This is a genomic window from Serratia sp. FDAARGOS_506 (assembly GCF_003812745.1).
GTDB lineage: Bacteria > Pseudomonadota > Gammaproteobacteria > Enterobacterales > Enterobacteriaceae > Serratia.
This window is the reverse complement of the sequence record NZ_CP033831.1, coordinates 905,874-924,850: the sequence shown is the minus strand read 5'-3', so window position 1 is coordinate 924,850 and position 18,977 is coordinate 905,874. Positions and strand designations below refer to the sequence as shown.

Genomic DNA, 18,977 nt, shown 5'->3' with positions numbered 1-18,977 from the left:
CAACGGTTTTTCCCGGCTAATAGTTGAACAGTTTCGTTTTTTTTCGTTATGGCGCCAATTTTGACCGGGTGGCGCGGAAAAGTAAAACCAATGGCACCATTGGTCGCGAAATGGCAGTAAGTTTTTGTAAAGATGAGACGGATTGCGCCCATTGCTTTAACATCACGGGTAGATTCAGCAACAGATGAGTCGTAAAGGGTCCATTAACATGCTCCAGAAGGCAGATAATTTGGTCGAAGTGCGCGACATGAGCTTCTCGCGCGGCGACCGACGGATATTTGAAGACATCAACCTGACGGTGCCCCGCGGTAAGGTCACGGCGATCATGGGGCCATCGGGCATTGGCAAAACCACGCTGCTGCGCCTGATTGGCGGCCAGCTGACGCCGGACAGCGGGGAGATTTGGTTCGACGGCGACAACATTCCCGCGTTGTCCCGCCGTCAGTTATACGACGCGCGCAAAAAGATGAGCATGCTGTTCCAGTCGGGCGCGCTGTTCACCGATTTGACCGTATTCGAAAACGTGGCCTATCCGCTGCGCGAGCACAGCAACCTGCCGGAGCCTTTATTGCGCAGCACGGTGCTGATGAAGCTGGAAGCGGTAGGGCTGCGCGGGGCGGCCCAACTGATGCCCAATGAACTTTCCGGCGGCATGGCGCGCCGGGCGGCATTGGCGCGCGCGATTGCGCTGGACCCGGAGATGATCATGTTCGACGAACCCTTCGTCGGCCAGGATCCGATCACCATGGGAGTGCTGGTCAAGCTGATCGATGAGCTGAACCATGCGCTGGGTATTACCTGCATTGTGGTGTCGCACGACGTACCGGAGGTGCTGAGCATCGCCGATTACGCTTACATCGTGGCCGATCACCGGGTGATCGCCGAAGGCACCACACAGCAATTGCAGAACAATCCTGATGCGCGCGTGCGCCAGTTCCTGGATGGTATAGCGGATGGGCCGGTGCCGTTCCGCTATCCGGCCGGGGATTATCAGACCGAACTGCTAGGCTTAGGGAGTAAATAAGCTCATGTTATTAAGAGCGTTAGCGTCGTTGGGGCGCAGTGGCATCAACACCAGCGCCAGCTTCGGCCGCGCCGGGTTGATGCTGTTCAACGCGTTGATTGGCCGGCCGGAACCCGGCAAGCAGTGGCCGCTGTTGTTGAAACAGCTCTACAGCGTTGGCGTGCAGTCGCTGCTGATCATCATGGTCTCCGGGCTGTTCATCGGCATGGTGCTGGGCCTGCAGGGCTATATCGTGCTCACTACCTACAGCGCCGAGGCCAGCCTCGGCATGATGGTGGCGCTGTCGCTGCTGCGCGAGCTGGGGCCGGTGGTAACGGCGCTGCTGTTCGCCGGCCGCGCCGGTTCCGCGCTTACGGCGGAAATCGGCCTGATGAAGGCGACGGAACAGATCTCCAGTCTGGAAATGATGGCGGTCGATCCGCTGCGGCGCATCGTGGCGCCGCGCTTCTGGGCCGGGCTGATCAGCATGCCGCTGTTGACCATCATCTTCGTGGCGATCGGCATTTGGGGCGGCTCGGTGGTCGGCGTGGACTGGAAGGGCATCGACAGCGGCTTCTTCTGGTCGGCGATGCAGGGCGCCGTGGAGTGGAAAAAAGATCTGCTCAACTGCGTGATCAAAAGCGTGGTATTCGCCATTACCGTAACCTGGATTGCCATTTTCAACGGGTACGACGCTGTGCCTACCTCTGAAGGGATTAGCCGGGCGACGACGCGTACCGTGGTGCATTCGTCACTGGCGGTGTTGGGATTGGATTTCGTGCTGACAGCACTGATGTTTGGGAATTGATTCGATGCAAACGAAGAAGAGTGAAATCTGGGTTGGGGCATTTATGCTGATCGCGCTGTGCGCCATCGTGTTTATCTGCCTGCAGGTGGCAAACCTGAAATCGATCGGCAGCGAGCCGACCTACCGCGTTTACGCAACGTTCGACAACATCGGCGGCCTGAAACCGCGTTCGCCGGTGAAGATCGGTGGCGTGGTGATCGGCCGCGTGGCGGACATCGAGCTCGATCCGAAAACCTACACGCCGCGCGTGGCGCTGGATATCCAGAAAAAGTACGACCAAATCCCGGATACCAGTTCCTTGGCGATCCGCACTTCCGGCCTGCTGGGCGAGCAATATCTGGCGCTTAACGTGGGCTTCGAAGATCCTGATATGGGTACCACCATTCTGAAAGACGGCGGCACCATTCAGGACACCAAATCAGCCATGGTTCTGGAAGACCTGATCGGCCAGTTCCTGTATAAAAGCGGCGGTCAGGATAGCGCCAAACCGGGAGACGCGGCCGCTGAGCCGGCTGCCGGCGCCGCACCGCAACCCGCTGTTCCAAATCATTAAGAGAGGATACCTGCATGTTTAAACGTTTACTGATGGTGGCTCTGCTGGTGGTTGCACCGCTGGCGAGCGCGGCCGACCAAACCAATCCTTACAGCATGATGCAAGACGCGGCGCAGAAGACCTTCAGCCGTTTGAAGAACGAACAGCCGAAGATCAAGCAGGACCCGAACTACCTGCGCTCCATCGTGCATCAGGAACTGATGCCGTTCGTGCAGGTGAAATACGCCGGTGCGCTGGTGCTGGGCCGTTACTACAAAGACGCGACGCCTGCGCAGCGCGAAGCCTACTTCACCGCCTTCCAGGCTTACCTGGAGCAGGCTTACGGCCAGGCGCTGGCGATGTACCACGGCCAGACTTATCAGATCGCGCCTGAGCAGCCGCTGGGCAATGCCGACATCGTGGCCATTCGCGTCACCATCATCGACAACGGCGGCCGCCCGCCGGTGCGTCTGGATTTCCAATGGCGCAAGAACAGCAAAACCGGCTACTGGCAGGCATATGACATGATCGCCGAAGGCGTCAGCATGATCACCACCAAGCAGAACGAATGGGCGTCCACGCTGCGTACTCAGGGCATCGACGGCCTGACCAAACAGCTGCAGGCCGCCGCCGCGCAACCTATCACGCTGGACAAGAAAAACTGATGTCGGCAGCGCTCAGCTTCGAATCAGAGCAGCAGACGCTGATCCTGCGCGGTGAACTGGATCGGGAAACGCTGCAGCCGTTGTGGCGGCAGCGCGACGCGCTGATAGCGGACAAAACCGCGATCGACGTGGCGCAACTGCAGCGTGTGGACTCCGCCGGGCTGGCACTGTTGCTGCATCTGCAGGAACAGCAGCGCGAGCGCGGCGTGGCGCTAAAAATTTTCGGCGCCACCGAGCGCCTGAAAACGCTGATCGCGCTCTACAACCTGCAGGCGATAATGCCTGTCGATACCGCCGGTTAGCGGTGTTTTACGCCGCCCTTGCGTGGTAAAACGATACAAAGCCCCTGTTATGCAGGGGCTTTTTCTTTAGTTTAAGAAAACATCGTATTCCACTAAGATACTAGGCTGTTTATGATCCTTTAGCGGCAGAACTGGATACTATGGAAACCAACGAGATTAAAGACGTGCTGATGCAGGCATTGGCACTGGATGAAGTACATGTGACGGGAGACGGCAGCCATTTCCAGGCGATCGTGGTCGGTGAACTGTTCGCCGGCATGAGCCGCGTCAAAAAACAGCAGACGGTTTATGCGCCGCTGATGGAATACATTGCGGACAACCGCATTCATGCCTTGTCTATCAAGGCTTACACCCCTGAAGAGTGGCAGCGAGACCGCAAACTCAACGGATTTTAAGGCTGTTTGCCCTGCCGGGCGGGCAGCTTCAGATTAGATAACAGAGAGTAGTCAGATGGATAAATTTCGTGTGCAGGGTCGGACTCGCCTGAGCGGTGAAGTCTCTATTTCCGGGGCCAAAAATGCCGCCCTGCCGATCCTGTTCGCCGCCCTGTTGGCGGAAGAGCCGGTCGAGCTGCAGAATGTCCCTAAGCTAAAGGACATCGACACCACCATTAAACTACTCAACCAGTTGGGTACCAAGATTGAGCGTAACGGTTCGGTCTTCGTAGACGCCAGCGGCGTGAACGAATTCTGTGCTCCTTACGATCTGGTGAAAACCATGCGTGCTTCCATTTGGGCGCTGGGGCCGCTGGTGGCGCGCTTCGGCCGCGGTCAGGTTTCCCTGCCGGGCGGCTGTGCGATCGGCGCGCGCCCGGTCGATCTGCACATCACCGGCCTGGAGCAGCTGGGTGCCGAGATCAAGTTGGAAGAGGGGTACGTCAAGGCGTCCGTCGAGGGCCGTCTGAAGGGCGCGCACATCGTCATGGACAAGGTGAGCGTGGGCGCGACCGTGACCATCATGAGCGCCGCGACCCTGGCGACCGGCACCACCGTTATCGAGAACGCCGCGCGTGAGCCGGAAATTGTCGATACCGCCAACTTCCTCAACACGCTGGGCGCGAAGATCAGCGGCGCCGGCAGCGACAAGATTACCATCGAGGGCGTCGAGCGCCTGGGCGGCGGCGTGTATCGCGTGCTGCCTGACCGCATCGAAACCGGTACCTTCCTGATCGCCGCCGCAGTTTCCGGCGGCAAAGTGATGTGCCGCAACACCCGTCCGGACACGCTGGATGCGGTGCTGGCCAAGTTGCGCGAAGCCGGGGCCGATATCGAAGTGGGCGAAGACTGGATCAGCCTGGATATGCACGGCAAACGCCCGAAAGCGGTCACCGTGCGCACCGCGCCGCACCCGGGCTTCCCGACCGACATGCAGGCCCAGTTCAGCCTGCTGAACCTGGTGGCGGAAGGCACAGGCGTCATCACCGAGACCATCTTCGAAAACCGCTTCATGCACGTGCCGGAACTGATCCGCATGGGCGCACACGCGGAAATCGAGAGCAACACCGTGATCTGCCATGGCGTTGAGCAGCTGTCCGGTGCTCAGGTGATGGCGACCGATCTGCGCGCTTCCGCCAGCCTGGTGATCGCCGGCTGCATCGCCGACGGCGTGACCGTCGTCGATCGCATCTATCACATCGATCGCGGCTATGAGCGTATTGAAGACAAGCTGCGCGCGTTGGGTGCGAACATCGAGCGCGTGAAAGGCGAGTAAGTGATTAGCGCCGGCGCGGCTGCGTCGGCAGGATGAAAGTCAAAGGGCCGGCTATTTATAGCCGGCCCTTTTTTAATTGCTGTCTTCCGGGAATTCACCCACCGTCATTTTCAACGTAATGCGCTTGCCGTCGCGCAGCACGATAACCGGTATTTCGGTGCCCGGCCTGATCTCCGCCACCTGGTCCATGGTCTCCAGCACGGACACCGCCGGTTTGTTATCCACGTTGATGATGATGTCGTTGATCTGGAAACCGGCGCTGCTCGCCGGGCCGTTCGGCGTAATCTCGGTCACGATGATGCCCTGCAGGCGATCGATGCCGGAATTGGACGAGCGCAGCGGAATGATCTCTTTGCCCTGAATGCCGAAATAGCCGCGAATAACGCGGCCGTCGCGGATCAGCTTGTCCATGATTTTGGTGGCCAGTTCAATCGGAATGGCGAAGCCCAGGCCCTCCGGCGTTTCGCCGTCGGTGATTTTGTCATAGGTCAGGGTGTTGATGCCGATCAGTTCGCCCAGCGAGTTGACCAGCGCGCCGCCGGAGTTGCCGCGGTTGATTGAGGCGTCGGTCTGCAGGAACGTCTGTCGGCCGGTGGTGCTCATACTGATGCGCCCGGTGGCGCTGAGGATGCCCTGAGTGACGGTCTGCCCCAGGTTATAGGGGTTGCCGATCGCCAGCACCACGTCGCCGACGTGGGCAACGCGGTTTTTGTTGGTCGGGATCACCGGCAGGTTGCCGGGATCGATCTTCAGCACCGCCAAATCGGTCAGGCCGTCGGAGCCGACCAGCAGCGCTTCGTAGCGGCGGCCATCCTGCAACACTACGGTGATCTGCTGGGCGTCTTTGATCACGTGGCGGTTGGTGATGATATAGCCGCGCTCGTTCATGATCACGCCGGAACCGAGCGACAGCACGTTGGCGGCGCCGTTCAGGTTGCGGTTGTAGATATTCACCACGGCGGGCGCGGCGCGGCGCACCGCCTTGTTGTAGCTCACCGGCGTTTCGTCGCTGGTATTCTCGGTTTTCTCTGCAAACAGGCCGTTGGAAGAGCGCAGCATGGGCAGGGCGGCCAACAGCAGGCCGGCAACGATGAGACCGATAACGACAGAACGCAAGAGCTTAGCAAACATGGAGTTTTCGTGGTGTGGTGAACGATGTTCGGAGGATAGCATGAGTTAACCGGGCGCAGTATGTCACCGAGCCCGGTTTTTGCACAAATTAACGCAGCAGCAGATAAATGGTTTCGTTACCGCGCACGATATTGAGCGCCATCACCGGCGGCTTGGCTTCCAGCACCTTGCGCAGCGCGGTGATGCTGTCCACGCGCTGGCGGTTGACGCCGATGATCACGTCGCCTTTTTGCAGGCCGATTTGCGCCGCCGTCGAGCCTTTATCCACGTTCTCCACCTTCACACCCTTGTCGCCGCTCGGCAGCGCGCCGTTGCTGAGGGAGACCCCCTGCAGCGCCGGCGACAGCGTTTCGGCGTTGGTCGAGGCGCTCTCGCTGTTGTCCAGCGTGACCGAGACTTCCTGCGGTTTGCCATCGCGCAGCAGGCCCACTTTGAGGGTTTTGCCCGGTGCGGTGGTGCCGACTTTGGCGCGCAGCTCAGCGAAGCTGCTCACTGGCTTGCCGTCGACGGAAACCAGAATATCCCCGGCTTTGATGCCGGCCTTGGCGGCGGCGGATTTAGGCAGCACTTCGCTGACGAAGGCGCCGCGCTGCGCGTCAGTGTTGAAGGCTTTGGCCATGTCCGGGGTCATTTCGCTGCCCTTGATACCCAAGAGGCCGCGTTTCACTTCACCGAATTCGATCAGCTGCTGACTCAGGTTCTGCGCCATATTGCTCGGAATGGCGAAGCCGATGCCGACGTTGCCGCCGCTCGGCGCCAGAATGGCGGTATTGATGCCGATCAGCTCGCCGTTCAGGTTAACCAACGCGCCGCCGGAGTTGCCGCGGTTGATTGAGGCATCGGTCTGAATGAAGTTTTCCAGCCCTTCCAGATTCAGGCCGGTGCGGCCCAGCGCCGAGATGATGCCGGAGGTGGCGGTTTGGCCCAGACCGAACGGGTTGCCGACCGCCACGGCGAAGTCGCCGACGCGCAGCTGGTCGGAATCGGCCATCTTGATGGCGGTCAGGTTTTTGGTGTCGCTGAGCTGCAGCAGGGCGATGTCGGATTGTTCATCGCGGCCGACCAGCTTGGCGTCCAGTTCGCGGCCGTCGTTCAACTGCACGCGGATTTTATCGGCGTTGTTGATGACGTGGTTGTTGGTCAGCACGTAGCCTTTGGCGGCGTCGATGATCACGCCGGAACCTAACCCTTCAAACGGGCGGGAACTCTGCTGTTGACCCGGGAAGTTGGGGCCGAAGAAGCGTCTGAACTCTTCCGGCAACTGTTGACGCTGCACCTGGGTGCCTGCGACATGCACGCTCACTACGGCGGGCAAGACTTTTTCCAGCATCGGCGCCAGGCTCGGCAGTGGCTGCCCCTGAACGGCAACGGGCAGGGCCGCGTTGGCCACTGGTACAGAGCTGAGCGCCAGGCCGAGGCTCATTGCCAATGCGCTAAGAATTAAAGACTTTTTCTTCATTGATGATAACTCTCTCAATACCTGCCGATGAAAATTTGATGATAAGGCAATCACCTTGTCATAGTGAAGGGTAAGACCGTGAATTTGCGTGCAAAGTTCAGTAAAGGTAATGCAAAGGAGGGGGAAGAAGGCACAAAGGGGGAATAAACCCGCGGGTGGCCCCGCGGGCGAAGATGGGATATCAATCGCGGCGTGCGCTTTGACCGCGCAGCAGGCCGGAGGCCCCTTCAGAATAGTCGCGCGGCATTTCCACCGGCGCCTGATCGTTGTCCGCTTCCGCTTCGGTCAGGCGATAGCGGAACGGGTTCTCCTGCATCGGCAGATCCGGCAGCAGGTTGTTGGAGCTTTTCGCCATGTGCTGATACAGCTGGCGATAATCGCGTGCCATGTTGTCCAGCAGCTCGGCGCTGCGGGCGAAGTGACCGACCAGCTCCTGGCGGTACTCTTCCAGCTCGGTTTTGCTCTTGTCCAGCTCGTTCTGCAGGACTTGTTGTTGACGTAATTTACGGTTGCCAAAACGCATCGCCACCGCACCAATCACGATACCGACGACCAAACCAATCAGCGCATACTCCCAGGTCATGATGACTCCTATTTTGACTTCGTTGTTCCGCAGGGATTTTTCACTTAATAATATCCACTATAACCGTTAACCTTGTCCGAGTGGAATCCTGATGCGCTTCCACCCAGTGTTTACAGGGTTTTCAACGGCGCCCGCAGCGGGCATTTGTGGCGATAACGGTGCGAATCGGCATCAACTTGCCGCCAACGTTGGCTAAATAATTTCTAAGCGTTCTTAGGGAACATCGAACAGATGCAGGCACTATCACCGTTATCTCGCTACCAGCAGGCGCTGGACGCGGGGGAATATCAGGCCGATGAGGTTCAACGCCGGGCCGTCACTCAACTGGATCGCATTTATCAGGCCCTGCGGCAAAAGCCCGCGGCGAGCGCGCCGGCCGGCGGGCTGCGCGGCAAGCTCAGCCGTTTGCTGGGCAAGGGGGCCGAAACGGCGCCGCAGCGCCCGGTGCAGGGGTTGTATATGTGGGGCGGCGTCGGGCGCGGCAAAACCTGGTTGATGGACATGTTCTTTCATAGCCTGCCTGGCGATCGCAAAATGCGTCTGCATTTCCACCGCTTCATGCTGCGAGTGCATGAAGAGCTGACCGAGCTGCAAGGGCGGGAAAACCCGCTGGAAATCGTCGCCGACGGCTTCAAGGCCGAAACCGATGTGCTGTGCTTCGACGAATTCTTCGTGTCCGACATCACTGACGCCATGCTGCTGGCCACGCTGCTGCAGGCGCTGTTCGCCCGCGGCATTACGCTGGTTGCCACGTCGAACATCCCGCCGGACGATCTGTACCGCAACGGCCTGCAGCGGGCGCGTTTCCTGCCGGCCATCGATCTTATCAACGAGTACTGCGACGTGATGAACGTCGATGCCGGTATCGACTATCGTCTGCGTACCCTGACCCAGGCTCACCTCTACCTGACGCCGCTGAACGACCAGACGCGCGCGACCCTGGATCGAATGTTCATCAAACTGGCGGGCAAGGAGGGGGAGGATGCGCCGGTGCTGCAGATCAACCATCGGCCGCTGCAGGCGATCCGTTCGGTGGACGGCGTGCTGGCGGTGGATTTCCACACGCTGTGCGAAGAGGCGCGCAGCCAGCTGGACTATATCGCGCTGTCGCGGCTGTATCACAGCGTGATCCTGTATAATGTGCAGGTGATGGGGCCGTTGAAAGAGAATACCGCGCGCCGTTTCCTGGCGCTGGTGGACGAATTCTACGAGCGACACATCAAGTTGGTGATCGGTGCCGAGGTGTCGATGTTCGAGATCTATCAGGGGGTACAGCTGAAATTTGAATTCCAGCGCTGCCTGTCGCGTCTGCAGGAAATGCAGAGCGAAGAGTACCTCAAGCTGCCGCATCTGCCCTGAGTCCGCCGGGCTTGCCGCCGCCGTATCGCCGGTTGTCCGCCACCGGCGATAAATTTATTTTCCATTCAAAAACCGTTCGATCTTTGTGAGCGACTTCTCTATAATCTTGCGACCCCACGTTACAACAAAGTTTTTTTCCCCAAAAACTTTATAGTGCCGGCAATGGCTATTCGAAGGGGTAGGTTTGCTGGACTTGTATGGTCGTGTGAGCCTCAACTGTTTTCGAGCGTTTGGGTGTTCACCAACGTGTAACTAATTATTGGGTAAGCTTTCTAATGAAAACTTTTACAGCTAAACCAGAAACCGTAAAACGCGACTGGTACGTTGTTGATGCAGATGGTAAAACTTTAGGCCGTCTCGCTACTGAACTGGCTCGTCGCCTGCGCGGCAAGCATAAAGCGGAATACACCCCGCACGTGGATACCGGTGATTACATCATCGTTCTGAACGCTGACAAAGTTGCTGTAACCGGCAACAAGCGTACAGACAAAGTGTACTACCACCACACCGGCCACATCGGTGGTATCAAGCAAGCGACCTTTGAAGAGATGATTGCCCGCCGTCCTGAGCGCGTGATTGAAATCGCGGTTAAAGGCATGCTGCCAAAGGGCCCGCTGGGTCGTGCTATGTTCCGTAAACTGAAAGTTTACGCGGGCACCGAGCACAATCACGCGGCACAGCAACCGCAAGTTCTGGACATTTAATCGGGATTAATGGCAATGGCTGAAAATCAATACTACGGCACTGGTCGCCGCAAAAGCTCCGCCGCTCGCGTCTTCATCAAGCCGGGCAACGGTAACATCGTTATCAACCAGCGCAGCCTGGAACAGTACTTCGGTCGCGAAACTGCCCGCATGGTAGTTCGTCAGCCGCTGGAACTGGTCGACATGGTTGGCAAACTGGACCTGTACATCACCGTTAAAGGTGGTGGTATTTCCGGTCAAGCTGGCGCTATCCGTCACGGTATCACCCGTGCACTGATGGAGTACGATGAGACTCTGCGTTCTGAACTGCGTAAAGCTGGCTTCGTCACCCGTGACGCTCGTCAGGTTGAACGTAAGAAAGTCGGCCTGCGTAAAGCACGTCGTCGTCCGCAGTTCTCCAAGCGTTAATTTTCGCTGCTTCGGCAGTGCGATTCACGCAAAAAACCCGGTGCTTCACCGGGTTTTTTTATGCCTGAAATCCGCCGTCCTCGACTAAAATCTGTGGCATATCAGACAATTCAACATGAATTCGCCGCACCGTCCCCACAAAACAAGCAAAATCTGGTAAACTATCATCCACTTTTGCGCCTGTTCGCCGTGCAGTTGACCTCCTGGGCCGGTTTTTTCATGGGCTTGGGTCGCGCTGCGTCTGCCGGCCTGCGGCAAGATTATTCAGGATAGCAGCCTGTCAGTTGGCTATTCGCAGTATTTTCTAGATAACTTGGAGGTTTTCATGGCTGTCGCTGCCAACAAACGTTCGGTAATGACGCTGTTCTCTGGCCCGACCGACATTTTTAGCCATCAAGTACGCATCGTACTGGCGGAGAAAGGTGTCAGCGTCGAGATCGAGCAGGTCGAAATGGATAACCTGCCGCAAGATCTGATTGACCTCAACCCTTACCAGACGGTGCCTACGCTGGTCGATCGCGAACTGACCCTGTATGAATCCCGCATCATCATGGAATACCTGGATGAGCGCTTCCCGCACCCGCCGCTGATGCCTGTTTACCCGGTTGCCCGTGGTGAGAGCCGCCTGATGATGCTGCGTATCGAGAAAAACTGGTACTCGCTGATGTACAAGATCGAGCAGAGCAGCGGTCAGGAAGCTGAATCCGCTCGCCGCCAACTGCGCGAAGAGCTGCTGGCGATCGCGCCGATCTTCGGTCAGACGCCGTATTTCATGAGCGAAGAGTTCAGCCTGGTGGATTGCTACCTGGCTCCACTGTTGTGGCGTCTGCCGCAGCTGGGCATCGAATTGAGCGGCGCCGGCTCCAAAGAGCTGAAAGGTTACATGACCCGCGTCTTCGAACGTGATGCCTTCCTGGCGTCGCTGACCGAAGCCGAGCGTGAAATGCGCCTGCAGACCCGGGGCTAAGCGCGATGGACATGTCTCAAATGACCCCACGCCGGCCATATCTGCTACGGGCGTTCTATGACTGGTTGCTGGATAACCAGCTGACGCCGCACCTGGTGGTTGATGTGACCCGGCCGGACGTGCAGGTGCCGATGGAGTTCGCGCGTGACGGTCAGATCGTGCTGAACATCGCGCCGCGCGCGGTGGGCAACTTGGCATTGGGCGACGAAGGTGTGCAGTTTAATGCGCGCTTCGGCGGCGTGCCACGTCAGGTTTCGGTGCCGATGGCCGCCGTGCTGGCGATCTATGCTCGCGAAAATGGTGCCGGTACCATGTTTGAACCGGAAGCCGCCTACGACGAGAGTGAAGGCGTGTTTGAAGGCCTGGACAATGAGACTATTCCTTCGGAAACTCTGATGTCGGTAATCGACGGCGATCGCCCGGATACCGCGGAAAACAACGGCCCGGACGACGAACCGCCGCAGCCGCCGCGCGGTGGTCGCCCGGCGCTGCGCGTAGTGAAATAACTCCGCGAGAACAAACGAAAAAGCACCCCATGGGGTGCTTTTTTTTGCCTGGCAGAAGCGGATCAGCCTTTCAAGGCGGCAATGCAGGCATCGCGCGGTGCACTGAGATCGCCTACGCGCACGGTGGACAAGGCGCGGGTTGCGCGCTGACGGAAGCTGGTGATGGCGGTGTCGCCTTGCACTTCCGGCGGCGCGGTACAAATATCATTGAGCGGCAGGTCGTTGCCTTTGTTGAGCGCCTGCAATACCGCTGCCGGGTTGTAGATCAGAGCCGCGGAGAGGGCCGATTTGATGCCGGCGGTAAAGCCGGCATTGCCGCCGCCGGCCAGCTTGGGCGCCAGGGCAATCCAGCTGTCGTCCCCCAGCCGGATGCTGTTTTCTACGGCGCTGAACTGCCCGGCCTTGCCTAACTGCGCCACGACCGGCCGCGCGCCGCGCGCTTCGATATTGTAACCGACCTCCTGCGAATCCAGCGCCATGGCTGGAGCGCTGAAACTGACGGCCAGCAGCGCGCCGGCCAATAGGGAAATGGAGCATTTCATGTTCGCTATCCTTATCTCGGTGTCAGGCGCAGCCGCGCCCCGCAATGATGCTAACTCAATACTATAGCGCTTTGAGGCAGTGTGGTGAGGGGAGGTTGTTACAAAGCGTGGCGGGCGGAAAACAGAGACCCGGCAATGTGCCGGGCCTCCGATGGTACGATAGGTTTACACTTCCAGGTAGTTCATGATGCCGTCTGCCGCCTTGCGGCCTTCGGCGATCGCCGTCACCACCAGGTCGGAACCGCGTACCGCGTCGCCGCCGGCGAAGATTTTCGGGTTGCTGGTCTGGAATGCGTTGTCGCTGCCTTCCGGGGCCAGGATACGGCCCTGCTTATCGAGCTGCACGTCGTGCGCTGCCAGCCAGTCCATGCGATGCGGGCGGAAGCCGAACGCCATCACCACCGCGTCAGCGTCGATCACGTGTTCGGAACCCGGTACCTGCTCCGCCGCCTGACGGCCGTTGGCATCCGGCGCACCCAACTGAGTGCGCACCATTTTCACCCCGGCCACGCGGCCGGCGCTGTTCAGTTCGATGCTCAGCGGCTGCAGGTTGAACTGGAAGTCTACCCCTTCTTCCCGGGCGTTCTTCACTTCGCGCTTGGATCCCGGCATGTTGGCTTCGTCGCGGCGGTAGGCACAGGTGACCTGCGTCGCGCCCTGGCGCACCGAGGTGCGCACGCAGTCCATGGCGGTATCGCCGCCGCCCAATACCACCACGCGTTTGCCTTCCATGCTGACGTAAGGTTCGTGCTGCTCGGTTTCATACCCCATCAGTTGCTTGGTGTTGGCGATCAGGAACGGCAGCGCGTCGTACACGCCCTGCGCGTCCTCGTTCTCCAGGCCGCCGCGCATCGACTGATAGGTGCCGACGCCGAGGAATACCGCATCGTACTCGTTCAGCAAGGTATCCATGCTGACGTCTTTGCCCACTTCGGTGTTCAGCTGGAACTCGATGCCCATCTCGCTGAAGATGCCACGGCGTTTGACCATCACTTCCTTTTCCAGCTTGAAGGCCGGGATGCCGAAGGTCAGCAGGCCGCCGATTTCCGGGTGGCGGTCATACACCACCGCCTTGACGCCGTTGCGGGTCAATACGTCGGCACAGGCCAGCCCTGCAGGGCCGGCACCGACGATCGCCACGCGCTTGCCGGTCGGCTGCACGTGCGACATGTCCGGCTTCCAGCCCATTTCGATGGCCTTATCGCTGATGTAGCGCTCGATATTGCCGATGGTGACCGCGCCGAACTCGTCGTTCAGGGTGCAGGAGCCTTCGCACAGGCGATCCTGCGGGCACACGCGGCCGCATACTTCCGGCAGGCTGTTGGTCTGATGCGCCAGGTCCGCCGCTTCCATGATGCGGCCTTCGTTGGCCAGTTTCAGCCAGTTCGGGATGTAGTTGTGCACCGGGCACTTCCACTCGCAATACGGGTTACCGCAGGACAGACAGCGGTCCGCCTGGGCCTTGGCCTGCGTTTCCGAAAACGGTTCGTATATCTCGACGAACTCGATTTTGCGGATCTTCAGCGGTTTCTTTGGCGGATCAACACGCTGCAGGTCGATAAATTGATAAACGTTCTGACTCATTAATGACCTACCTCTTACTGCGCCTGCACCCGCAGCTCGGCTGCGGAACGGCTACGGTGACCCAACAGCGCTTTGACATCGCTGGACTTCGGTTTGACCAGGGCAAACTTCGGCGCCCACTCCGGCCAGTTGGCCAGGATCTCTTCCGCACGGGAAGAGCCGGTCGCCTGCACGTGTTCGGTGATCAGGCCGCGCAGGTGCTCCTCGTGGATCGCCAGTTGATCGACATCCAGCACTTCCACCAGCTCCGGGTTCACGCGCTTGCGGAACTCGCCGTCTTCGTCCAGCACGTAGGCGAAGCCGCCGGTCATGCCTGCACCGAAGTTGATGCCGGTTTTACCCAGCACGCAGACGATGCCGCCGGTCATGTATTCGCAGCCGTTGTCGCCGATGCCTTCCACCACGGTGATGGCGCCGGAGTTGCGCACCGCGAAACGTTCGCCCGCGCGGCCGGCGGCGAACAGTTTGCCGCCGGTGGCACCGTAAAGGCAGGTGTTGCCGACGATGCTGGCTTCATGGCTGCGGAAGGCAGAGCCAATCGGTGGGCGCACCGCGATGCTGCCACCGGCCATGCCTTTGCCGACATAGTCGTTGGCGTCGCCGGTCAGGGTCAGTTCGACGCCGCCGGCGTTCCAGACGCCGAAGCTCTGCCCGGCGGTGCCGGAGAAGTGCGCCTTGATCGGATCGGCCGCCATGCCCTGATCGCCGTGCACGCTGGCGATAGCGCCGGAAAGCATGGCGCCCACGGAGCGGTCGGTATTGCGAATGTCGAAGTAGAAGGTTTTACCCTGCTTCGCTTCGATATGCGGTTCCGCTTGCGCCAACAGCTCTTTGTTCAGCAGGCCCTTGTCGAACGCCGGGTTGCTGCTTTCGGTGCAGTACACCGCTTTGCCCGGATGCGGCGTGGCGGTTTTCAGCAGCGGCGATAGATCCAGCTTGTTCTGTTTGGCGGAAATGCCGTCCAGTTCGGTCAGGAAATCGGTGCGGCCGATCAGATCCACCAGCTGGCTCACGCCCAACTGCGCCATGATCTCGCGGGTTTCACGCGCGATAAACTGGAAGTAATTCGTCACGCGTTCCGGCAGACCGTGGTAGTGATCGCGGCGCAGCTTGTCGTCCTGAGTCGCGACGCCGGTCGCGCAGTTGTTGAGGTGGCAGATGCGCAGGTATTTACAGCCCAGCGCCACCATCGGCCCAGTGCCGAAGCCGAAGCTTTCCGCACCCAGGATCGCCGCCTTGACGATGTCCACACCGGTTTTCAGGCCGCCGTCCACTTGCAGACGGATCTTGTGGCGCAGACCGTTGGCCACCAACGCCTGCTGGGTTTCCACCAGGCCCAGTTCCCACGGACAGCCGGCATATTTCACCGAGGACAGCGGGCTGGCGCCGGTGCCGCCGTCGTAACCGGCAATGGTAATCAGGTCGGCATAGGCTTTCGCCACGCCGGTGGCGATGGTGCCGACGCCCGGCTCGGACACCAGTTTCACCGAGATCACCGCCTTCGGGTTGACCTGCTTCAGGTCGAAGATCAGCTGCGCCAGATCTTCGATCGAGTAGATATCGTGGTGCGGCGGTGGAGAGATCAGCGTCACGCCCGGCACCGAGTAACGCAGTCTGGCGATGTACGGGGTGACCTTGTCGCCCGGCAGTTGGCCGCCTTCGCCCGGCTTGGCGCCCTGCGCCACCTTAATCTGGATCACGTCGGCGTTCACCAGGTAGGCCGGCGTCACGCCGAAGCGGCCGGAGGCCACCTGTTTGATGCGCGACACCTTGTTGGTGCGGTAGCGCGCCGGATCTTCGCCGCCTTCGCCGGAGTTGGAGAAGCCGCCGAGGCCGTTCATGGCGATCGCCAGCGATTCGTGCGCTTCCGGGCTCAGCGCGCCGATCGACATCGCCGCCGTGTCGAAGCGTTTGAACAGCGACTCCGCCGGCTCGACCTGATCGACCGGGATCGGTTCGCCTTTTGGCGTGATGGCCAGCAGATCGCGCAGCATAGCGACCGGCCGCTCGTTCACCAGCTTGGCGTAAGCCTGGTAGTCGCTGTACTCGCCGCTGTGCACCGCTTTTTGCAGCGAGTTCACCACGTCCGGGTTGTAGGCGTGGTATTCGCCGCCGTGCACAAACTTCAGCAGGCCGCCTTGCTCCAGCGGTTTGCGTTTCAGCCAGGCGCGCTTGGAAAGGTTCTGCAGATCCTGCTGGAAGTCGCTGAAGCTGGCGCCGCCGATGCGGCTGACCACGCCCTGGAAGCAGAGATCCGCCAAATCACGGTGCAGGCCGACCGCTTCGAACAGCTTGGAGCAGCGGTAAGAGGCGATGGTCGAGATGCCCATTTTGGACATGATCTTGTACAGGCCTTTGTTGATGCCGTTGCGGTAGTTCAGCATCACGTCGCGGTATTTTTTGTCGATCGCCTGGCTGTCCACCAGCTTGGCCAGGGTTTCATAAGCCAGATACGGGTAGATAGCGGTTGCGCCGAAGCCGAGCAGCACGGCGAAGTGGTGCGGATCGCGGGCGCTGGCGGTTTCAACGATCAGGTTGGCGTCGCAGCGCAGGCTTTTCTCCACCAGGCGGGTTTGCACGGCGCCAACCGCCATCGGGGCCGGTACCGGCAGGCGGCCGGGCGCGATGGCACGGTCGGACAGCACCAACAGCACCGCACCTTCACGCACCTTGCGTTCCGCTTCGTCGCACAGGGCGCGAATGGTCTGCTCCAGATCCTGCTGCTGCGGATCGAAGGTCAGATCGAGCGTCTCGGCGCGATAGTATTCGCCTTCCAGCGTGGTGAGCTGTTTGAAATCAGAGTACAGCAGGATCGGCGATTTGAAGCTCAGGCGGTGCGCCTGGCCTTCGGCTTCGCAGAACACGTTCATTTCTCGGCCGATGCTGGTGGCCAGCGACATGACGTGCGCTTCGCGCAGCGGATCGATCGGCGGGTTGGTGACCTGCGCGAACTGCTGGCGGAAGTAGTCGTAAACGATGCGCGGCCGGCTGGAGAGCACGGCGAACGGGGTATCGTCACCCATCGAACCGGTGGCTTCCTGGCCAATCTCGCCCAGCACGCGGATCACCTGATCCAGCTCTTCGCTGCTGTAGCCGAACTGTTTCTGGTAGGTTTCGAGCTGCGCGTCGTCGAGCTCGCGGCTGCCGACCTGATCGTCCGGCAGATCTTCGAACGGCACCAGACGTTTGACGTTTTTCTCCATCCACTCTTTATACGGATGGCGGCTTTTCAGATCGTTGTCGGTTTCCGCCGAGTGCAGGATGCGGCCGCTGCGGGTGTCGATCACCATCAGCTCGCCGGGGCCGACGCGGCCTTTTTCCACCACTTCATCCGGTTGGTAATCCCAGATGCCGACTTCGGAGGCGCAGGTGATCAGCTTATCTTTGGTGATCACATAGCGCGCCGGGCGCAGGCCGTTGCGATCGAGGTTACAGGCGGCGTAGCGGCCGTCGGACATCACGATGCCGGCCGGGCCGTCCCACGGCTCCATATGCATTGAGTTGAAGTCGAAGAAGGCGCGCAGATCGCCATCCATGTCCGGGTTATTCTGCCAGGCCGGCGGCACCAGCAGACGCATGGCGCGGATGAGATCCATCCCGCCCGCCAGCAGCAGCTCCAGCATGTTGTCCAGCGAGCTGGAGTCGGAGCCGGTTTCGTTGACGAACGGCGCGGCGGCCTGCAGATCCGGGATCAGCGGCGTTTGGAATTTGTAGGTACGGGCACGCGCCCATTGGCGGTTGCCGGTGATGGTGTTGATTTCGCCGTTGTGCGCCAGGTAGCGGAACGGCTGTGCCAGCGGCCAGCGCGGCACGGTGTTGGTGGAGAAGCGCTGGTGGAACAGGCAAATGGCCGATTCTAGGCGCAGATCCGCCAGATCGAGATAGAAGCGCGGCAGATCCGCAGGCATGCACAGGCCTTTATAGATCGTCACCAGGTTGGAGAAGCTGCAGACGTAGAAGCTGTTGTCCTGCACGCGCTTCTCGATGCGGCGGCGCGCCACGAACAGGCGGCGTTCCATATCGCGCGGGCGCCAGCCGGCCGGGGCGTTAACGAAGATTTGCTCGATGCGCGGCAGGGAGGAGAGGGCGATTTCACCCAGCACGTCCGGGTTGGTCGGCACTTCGCGCCAGCCGACGATAGACAGCGTTTCGTTTTGCAGCTCTTCTTCCACGATGCGGCGGCTGAGGCGCGCTTCCTCTTCGTTCTGGCTGAGGAACATCATGCCGACGGCGTAGTTTTTGGCTAAACGCCAGCCGCGCTCTTCCGCCACCATGCGGAAGAAACGATCGGGTTTTTGCAGCAACAGGCCGCAGCCATCGCCGGTCTTGCCGTCGGCCAGGATCGCGCCGCGGTGCTGCATGCGGGCCAGCGCGTGAATGGCGGTGCGAACCACCTTGTGGCTAGGTTCGCCTTCTATGTGGGCGATCAGGCCGAAACCACAGTTGTCCCTCTCTTGGGATTTATCGTACAACATATCAGTGAACCTCCCCAGGCTCTGCGTGACTCTCACAACCTACTGCGAGGGGGCTTCCCAATTTCAGGCAGAAGTCCAATCAGCAAGTTAACCCCGCCAATCTGCTTTTCCGCCCTCCATCAATGGCCTCTCGTGACGGTCTCACAAGTGGTATAGGACTTGTTTTAAGAGGGAGTCTTCAATTACTGCATAAATATGACGAGACGTTTGCCCGTCCAGAAAGCTTCCAGCGGACTTCC

18 protein-coding genes are annotated in these 18,977 nt (G+C 59.9%); 12 read left to right on the top strand and 6 right to left on the bottom strand.

Going from position 1 to position 18,977, the window contains the following annotated elements:
* The first annotated feature begins 208 nt into the window (after positions 1-208).
* The 7 genes from mlaF to murA all read left to right on the top strand — a co-directional run bounded on the left by mlaF (position 209) and on the right by murA (position 5,020).
* Positions 209-1,024 (top strand): phospholipid ABC transporter ATP-binding protein MlaF, encoded by an 816-nt coding sequence (mlaF, locus tag EGY12_RS04625; protein WP_043129180.1) that lies wholly within the window; start codon positions 209-211, stop codon positions 1,022-1,024.
* 4 nt (positions 1,025-1,028) lie between these two features.
* Positions 1,029-1,811, top strand: coding sequence for a lipid asymmetry maintenance ABC transporter permease subunit MlaE (gene mlaE, locus EGY12_RS04620; protein WP_123892715.1), 783 nt, complete (start codon positions 1,029-1,031; stop codon positions 1,809-1,811).
* 4 nt (positions 1,812-1,815) lie between these two features.
* Positions 1,816-2,364 (top strand): outer membrane lipid asymmetry maintenance protein MlaD, encoded by a 549-nt coding sequence (mlaD, locus tag EGY12_RS04615; RefSeq protein ID WP_073532022.1) that lies wholly within the window; start codon positions 1,816-1,818, stop codon positions 2,362-2,364.
* A gap of 14 nt (positions 2,365-2,378) precedes the next feature.
* Positions 2,379-3,008 (top strand): phospholipid-binding protein MlaC, encoded by a 630-nt coding sequence (gene mlaC, locus EGY12_RS04610; protein WP_038879639.1) that lies wholly within the window; start codon positions 2,379-2,381, stop codon positions 3,006-3,008.
* Positions 3,008-3,310 carry a lipid asymmetry maintenance protein MlaB gene (mlaB, locus tag EGY12_RS04605; protein ID WP_123892714.1) on the top strand — a complete coding sequence of 101 codons (303 nt, stop codon included), beginning with the start codon at positions 3,008-3,010 and terminating at the stop codon, positions 3,308-3,310. Before mlaC ends, mlaB begins: the two co-directional genes overlap by 1 nt.
* A gap of 140 nt (positions 3,311-3,450) precedes the next feature.
* Positions 3,451-3,705 carry a BolA family iron metabolism protein IbaG gene (ibaG, locus tag EGY12_RS04600; protein ID WP_004937066.1) on the top strand — a complete coding sequence of 85 codons (255 nt, stop codon included), beginning with the start codon at positions 3,451-3,453 and terminating at the stop codon, positions 3,703-3,705.
* Positions 3,706-3,760: 55 nt separating this feature from the next.
* Complete coding sequence (gene murA, locus EGY12_RS04595; RefSeq protein ID WP_004937068.1) at positions 3,761-5,020, top strand: UDP-N-acetylglucosamine 1-carboxyvinyltransferase; 1,260 nt, start codon at positions 3,761-3,763, stop codon at positions 5,018-5,020.
* Between the two features lie 72 nt (positions 5,021-5,092).
* Here murA and degS read toward each other — a convergent pair whose 3' ends face one another.
* The 3 genes from degS to zapG all read right to left on the bottom strand — a co-directional run bounded on the left by degS (position 5,093) and on the right by zapG (position 8,193).
* On the bottom strand, positions 5,093-6,151 hold the full coding sequence (gene degS / locus EGY12_RS04590) for an outer membrane-stress sensor serine endopeptidase DegS (protein ID WP_019453130.1): 1,059 nt from the start codon (positions 6,149-6,151) through the stop codon (positions 5,093-5,095).
* An 88-nt stretch (positions 6,152-6,239) separates the two neighbouring features.
* Complete coding sequence (gene degQ, locus EGY12_RS04585; RefSeq protein WP_049198522.1) at positions 6,240-7,610, bottom strand: serine endoprotease DegQ; 1,371 nt, start codon at positions 7,608-7,610, stop codon at positions 6,240-6,242.
* 181 nt (positions 7,611-7,791) lie between these two features.
* Positions 7,792-8,193, bottom strand: a complete 402-nt coding sequence (gene zapG, locus EGY12_RS04580) for a Z-ring associated protein ZapG (RefSeq protein ID WP_004937074.1) — start codon at positions 8,191-8,193, stop codon at positions 7,792-7,794.
* A gap of 231 nt (positions 8,194-8,424) precedes the next feature.
* Between zapG and zapE the strand changes: the two genes are divergently transcribed.
* The 5 genes from zapE to sspB all read left to right on the top strand — a co-directional run bounded on the left by zapE (position 8,425) and on the right by sspB (position 12,137).
* Positions 8,425-9,552 (top strand): cell division protein ZapE, encoded by a 1,128-nt coding sequence (zapE, locus tag EGY12_RS04575; protein ID WP_123892713.1) that lies wholly within the window; start codon positions 8,425-8,427, stop codon positions 9,550-9,552.
* Positions 9,553-9,827: 275 nt separating this feature from the next.
* On the top strand, positions 9,828-10,256 hold the full coding sequence (gene rplM, locus EGY12_RS04570; RefSeq protein WP_004937079.1) for a 50S ribosomal protein L13: 429 nt from the start codon (positions 9,828-9,830) through the stop codon (positions 10,254-10,256).
* A 15-nt stretch (positions 10,257-10,271) separates the two neighbouring features.
* Positions 10,272-10,664, top strand: a complete 393-nt coding sequence (rpsI, locus tag EGY12_RS04565) for a 30S ribosomal protein S9 (protein WP_004937080.1) — start codon at positions 10,272-10,274, stop codon at positions 10,662-10,664.
* A gap of 325 nt (positions 10,665-10,989) precedes the next feature.
* Positions 10,990-11,631, top strand: coding sequence for a stringent starvation protein SspA (gene sspA, locus EGY12_RS04560; RefSeq protein WP_049198558.1), 642 nt, complete (start codon positions 10,990-10,992; stop codon positions 11,629-11,631).
* A gap of 5 nt (positions 11,632-11,636) precedes the next feature.
* Entirely contained in the window at positions 11,637-12,137 is a 501-nt protein-coding gene (sspB, locus tag EGY12_RS04555) for a ClpXP protease specificity-enhancing factor (protein ID WP_049198520.1), read from the top strand.
* A gap of 62 nt (positions 12,138-12,199) precedes the next feature.
* Here the strand turns inward: sspB and EGY12_RS04550 are convergent, their stop codons facing one another.
* The 3 genes from EGY12_RS04550 to gltB all read right to left on the bottom strand — a co-directional run bounded on the left by EGY12_RS04550 (position 12,200) and on the right by gltB (position 18,738).
* Positions 12,200-12,679: a hypothetical protein gene (locus EGY12_RS04550; RefSeq protein WP_123892712.1), complete on the bottom strand. Its 480-nt coding sequence runs from the start codon at positions 12,677-12,679 to the stop codon at positions 12,200-12,202.
* Positions 12,680-12,844: 165 nt separating this feature from the next.
* On the bottom strand, positions 12,845-14,263 hold the full coding sequence (locus EGY12_RS04545) for a glutamate synthase small subunit (protein ID WP_123892711.1): 1,419 nt from the start codon (positions 14,261-14,263) through the stop codon (positions 12,845-12,847).
* 14 nt (positions 14,264-14,277) lie between these two features.
* Entirely contained in the window at positions 14,278-18,738 is a 4,461-nt protein-coding gene (gltB, locus tag EGY12_RS04540; protein WP_123892710.1) for a glutamate synthase large subunit, read from the bottom strand.
* Between the last annotated feature and the right edge of the window lie 239 nt (positions 18,739-18,977).